Source organism: Kitasatospora sp. NPDC091257, assembly GCF_044757675.1.
In the GTDB taxonomy this organism is placed as follows: Bacteria; Actinomycetota; Actinomycetes; order Streptomycetales; family Streptomycetaceae; genus Kitasatospora; species Kitasatospora lactacystinica.
Genome location: NZ_JBIVVI010000782.1, coordinates 1 through 4,395 on the forward strand (window position 1 = coordinate 1; position 4,395 = coordinate 4,395).

Consider the following 4,395-nt stretch of genomic DNA (forward strand, 5'->3'; position numbering starts at 1 on the left):
CCCCTGAACGGACCTTCACCACCCCGGGCCCCTTGCCGATCGTTCAGGGTGAACGGACTTCCCTGTACGACGGCGGGTAGGAGACGGGTGTGAGCACGTTTCCGTACGGCTTCGACGCGGCGAAGCTGCGGGTCGCCCGCACTGCCGCGGGCGCTTCGGTCGCCCGGATCGCCCGCGAGGCCGGCGTGACCGAGCGGGCGGTGTCCCTCTACCTCGCTGGCACCCGGGTTCCCCGCCCGGAGCTGCTGCCTCGGCTGGCCAGGGCGGTCGGCGTCGCCCCGGCGGACCTGTGCACGGTCGAGCACGAGCGCCTGGTCCACCTGCGCGTGTTCACCGGCCGCAGCCGCGCCGAGATGGCCAAGGCGCTCGGCATCGCCGAGGAGACCTACCGGCTGCTGGAGACGACCGGGCGGCGCGGCACCCGCGCCCACTACGACCGCGCGCGTGACGAGTGGATCGCCTGGGACGACTGGGCCGCGCTGGCCTTCGGTACCGATCCCGATCGGGTGCGGGCCGCCCTTCGCCACACTGAGGAGTACTGGCCGGTGCTGCGCGAGGAGCGGTGGCAGCGGATCCGCGAGGCCGACCCGGAGTGGGCCGCGATGGTGGAGCGGAGGCTCAAGCGGGCTCCCCGCCGCCGCAGGCGCTGACGATCGGCCAGCAACTCGGTCTACTTTGCGGCTGGGGCCAGAGGTAGGACTCCCGGGCCGTGACAGCAGCGAGGCAGCACGTCCGGAGGCCACCCGATCGGTGGCTCCCGATCTCCCCGGAGAACACCCGCCGTGGTCGAGGACATCGCTGCCACGAACGGCCTACACCAGGCTCTCGTTCACACCGAAGCGGTGGCTCTCATACGGCCCGACGAAATCAGGCAGGGGTGCGGGGCCGGGTGGCGCACTCCCGGGATACGGGAATGCCCGACCGCGCGCACGCGCAAAGGCAGAAACACGCTCCGGGCCAAGCACTGTCACCGGGCGACATCATCGATGGACGGGCATGGGTGTGCCGCCCGGCTCTCCGTGGGGTGAGCCGGGCGGCACTGGTGCTTTAGCCGAGGCGTTCCTCTTCGGCCTTGAGCAGGGTGTGGAGCGGCTTCAGCCACTGTCCGTCGTTGTCGCAGGGGGTCTGCCCGTTGGCCATGGCCTCGATGCTGGGGATCTGTTCGGCGTAGATGCCCCCGGCGGCCTGGAGGTCTGAGATGGCCCGGGTGACCGATTCCTGAAGGCGGCCGGACCATGGCTTCTGGCTGTCGTCGCGGCCGCGCCGGTTGTAGGTGGGGGCCTCCTCCGCCATGTGGGCGAGGAAGATCACAGCGGGGTTGACTCCCACCAGGTCGGCGATGGCAGTGATCTTGTCGTAGTCGGTCACGCAGCTCACGCCCTGGGATCGACGCCAGCCCACGGGGCGGGGACTGTCGAGCACCTCCCAGTAGACCTTGCTAAGGGCGACAGTGCGGAGGATGCGGACGACGCTCCTGGTTCCGGTCGCGGTCTGGACCTCCTTCATGCGCCGGTGGAGCAGTTCGGCCAGGCGGCGGCGCAGTGGCGGCGCGTCGCGCAGCTGCCGGGCCCGTGCGATTTCGTCCCGGTTGGGCTTCGTGTGCTGGGTGGGCGTCTTGTGACTGGCGGACAGGGTGTCGGCGGGAGCAGCGTCCTTTCGCCGGGTTCCGTCGGCGGTGGGGTGGCTGCTGGCGGTCGCGTCGTCTGCCAGCGCCAGGTACGCCCCGAGGAAGGTTGTGGCTATCTCCGTGAGGGCCTCCGTGAATCCGGCGGCGCCTTCGGTGTGTTCGGTCTTCTGGAGGTAGGCCTTGCGGTGGGCCGCCATGCGGATGGCGGTGCTGATGGTCTGTTCCCGGCTGTTCAGTGTGGCGAGGTGGAAGCCGATGGTGTCGGCCCTCCGGTCGTAGATACCGAGGGTGCCGTAGCCGACCAGGCGACTCTCGGTGTAGGCCCGGGTCCTTCCGACGCTGTCTTCCCCGAGGATCGAGCGGAGCAGCGTTGCGGTGTCGTCGAGGTTCTGCCGCTGTGCTTCGGTGAGGTCCTTGTGGTTGATCCAGGTGGTCGTGCGCTCTTGCCGGTTGACCTCACGGTGCGCTGCGGTGTGCCTGCGTTCGACTCCGAGGAGCTTCATGAGCTCTTCGTGCTGTCCCCTGGGCAGGTCGGTTTCCACGAGGTGTACGCCGCTGTCCATGAGCCAGGCATCGGTTTCGATGCCCTCGACGCCTTCGCCTTTCCCCTGGTAGTACAGCCGTTTTCCGACCGGGAGGATCTGCCCGGCGATCCGTCGGAAAGCGAGTCGGACATCGTAGTCGCGGACGGAGGTGAAGTACTGCTCCTGGGCGGCGATGGGTTCCTTGGTGAGGGCCCTGTTCACGAAGTGCTCGATGACGTCCGGTTCGGCGCAGCTGGCGAGGGCCTCTTTGAGGTGCCATTCCAGTGCCCGGCCGTCGATGAAGGTTCGGTCCCGGTTCTGGTCCCCCTTCGCGAGGGCGAGAGGGAGGTCGTAGCTGGTGGAGAGCCGTGGGTCGTGGGTGACGAGGATTCCGCCGATGTAGATCCGTCCGGGGACCCCGCCGAACAGGATGCGGGCCTTGCGTGCGGGTGGGGTGTAGCCGGGTTCCGTGAGGTACAGGACGCGTGCGATGGCCTCGTCCGCGAGCTCCTGGGCGCACTGGATGGTGATCTTCGTTCCGGCGGTCCGGTCCAGGGGGTAGAGGGTGTAGACCAGGGTTGCGGACGCTTGGCCGTCCCGGGTCGGGACGATGCCGTCCAGGAGGCTGCGGTTCTCGATGGTCGGGGTGAAGGCGTAGCCGACGGTCTCGAACCAGACGTCGCCGACGTCGGGGTCGCGTGCCAGGACAAGTGCGGCGAGCTTCTTGCCTTCGCCGAACTGGCCGATCTGGTTGGCGGTCTTCTTGGAGGCTCCGAGGAGGAACGCGTCCTGTGCGATTCCGGGGCCGTTGTCCTCGATGGTGAGGAGCCCGTCGGCCCAGCGCACAGTCGCGTTGGAGTCCTCGTCAAGTGCGTTGGCGATCAGTTCGACGATCGCCCTGGGCGAGGTCCACCCTTTCACGTATTCCGGCGAGATCGGGAAGGGGACGATGGTTCCTTGTCCGAGATCGCGGTCGTTCTTCGGAATGCTCATGTATTGCTCTCTCCGTCTTTGGCGACTCCGTCGTGGGTCGCTTTCGATGGAGCTGAAGGTATGGCTTCGAAAATGCCGGTCAAGTGGGCTTCGAAAAGCAGCTACCCCATTCAGTGACGCCTCTCCTGAAGCTTTTGTGGATCCTGTTCTGCGCTGATGCAGGAGGTGGGACCAGCTCGCCCAGAACAGGGCTGTGGCGAGAATTGGTCATCTCATCCGTTTCAACGTCTCAACCCATCTGCGGGAACACGGTGGGCAAGCCCGCACCGGCGAGGCGGCCGTCGTCCCCGGGGGCCGGGGCGCGCCGGGTTCGGGATGCCAGTGCCCGGCGGCCGGCGGGCGGCGCGGTACGGGGCGAGGCGAGGCGAGGCGGGGCGAGGCGGGGAGAACTGTTTCCGGTGGGGTGCGACCGCCGCAGGTGGCGGGGTCGGTCCGGTGGGACTCAGGCAGTGGTGCAGTGCCGCTCCAGCCACTGCGAGGCGGGCGTCCACGGACCGGGCAGCACGGCCAGGAGAGTCTGAAGGGCGCCGAACGCGCGGGCTTCCTCACTGCCACGGGCGCAGACTTTGGCGAGGAGGCCGGCGGTGGGATCCGGGCTGCTGGGTCGGACCCGTTCCTCCAGCAGGAGGTACTCCTCGGCTTCGGCGACGGACAGCGAACCGTTGCGGTGGCCGGGTACCAGGTGCGGGCAGACCTGGATCGCGTAGGCGGCGCAGGCCCGGTGGAGGGGAGGTTCGCTCACCAGGGCCGGGCGGTCGCTTCCGGGTGCTCCGGCCAGGAACACCGCCCGGATGCGGGGCTTGATGCGACGCCCGCACAGCTGGCATCGGTGTTCGTCCATGCAAGCTCGCCGTCGCTGCGGGCACGGCCGCCCGAGCGTGGGACGGCCGTTGCCCGGCAACGCAGGTACACGGCCTGACAAGGCCGTTGCCGGGACGTTGCGGACGGCGATCGCGTCGTCGCCGTCCGTCCACTGGGCGATCCACGGCGCCGGGTATCCGCGGTGGTCCCGCGGCAGCCGCATCAACGCCTCCGGCATCGGGACGGCCCGCCAGCCTGCTTTGTCGTGACGCGTGTCATCCTCTCGCCGCGCCCCGGTCGGTCCATCGGCCGCGGAGTCGCGGGGGGGGCGGGGGGCGGGGGCCCCCCCGGGGGGGGGGGGGGGGGCCCCCCCCCCCCCCGCGCCCCGGGGGGGCCCCCCCGGGGTCGGGAGCGGACACCTCTGAAAAACACACACAAGGATTGATGTAG

Annotated in this window: 3 protein-coding genes; 1 reads left to right on the forward strand and 2 read right to left on the reverse strand. The window is 69.4% G+C overall.

The features are described 5' to 3' along the window. The first annotated feature begins 89 nt into the window (after positions 1 to 89). Positions 90 to 650, forward strand: coding sequence for a helix-turn-helix transcriptional regulator (locus ACIQOV_RS29395; RefSeq protein ID WP_331768407.1), 561 nt, complete (start codon positions 90 to 92; stop codon positions 648 to 650). Between the two features lie 397 nt (positions 651 to 1,047). Here ACIQOV_RS29395 and ACIQOV_RS29400 read toward each other — a convergent pair whose 3' ends face one another. Further along, the gene (locus tag ACIQOV_RS29400) at positions 1,048 to 3,144 is read right to left on the reverse strand and encodes a hypothetical protein (protein ID WP_401053593.1); all 2,097 of its coding nucleotides are present in this window, start codon (positions 3,142 to 3,144) and stop codon (positions 1,048 to 1,050) included. A gap of 442 nt (positions 3,145 to 3,586) precedes the next feature. Next, positions 3,587 to 3,985, reverse strand: a complete 399-nt coding sequence (locus ACIQOV_RS29405) for a hypothetical protein (protein WP_331768409.1) — start codon at positions 3,983 to 3,985, stop codon at positions 3,587 to 3,589. Positions 3,986 to 4,395 lie beyond the last annotated feature (410 nt).

Bases quoted from the DNA above. Each gene is read 5' to 3' on its own strand.
- ACIQOV_RS29400 (WP_401053593.1), bottom strand. From the start codon at position 3,144: ATGAGCATTCCGAAGAACGACCGCGATCTCGGACAAGGAACCATCGTC.
- ACIQOV_RS29405 (WP_331768409.1), bottom strand. From the start codon at position 3,985: ATGGACGAACACCGATGCCAGCTGTGCGGGCGTCGCATCAAGCCCCGC.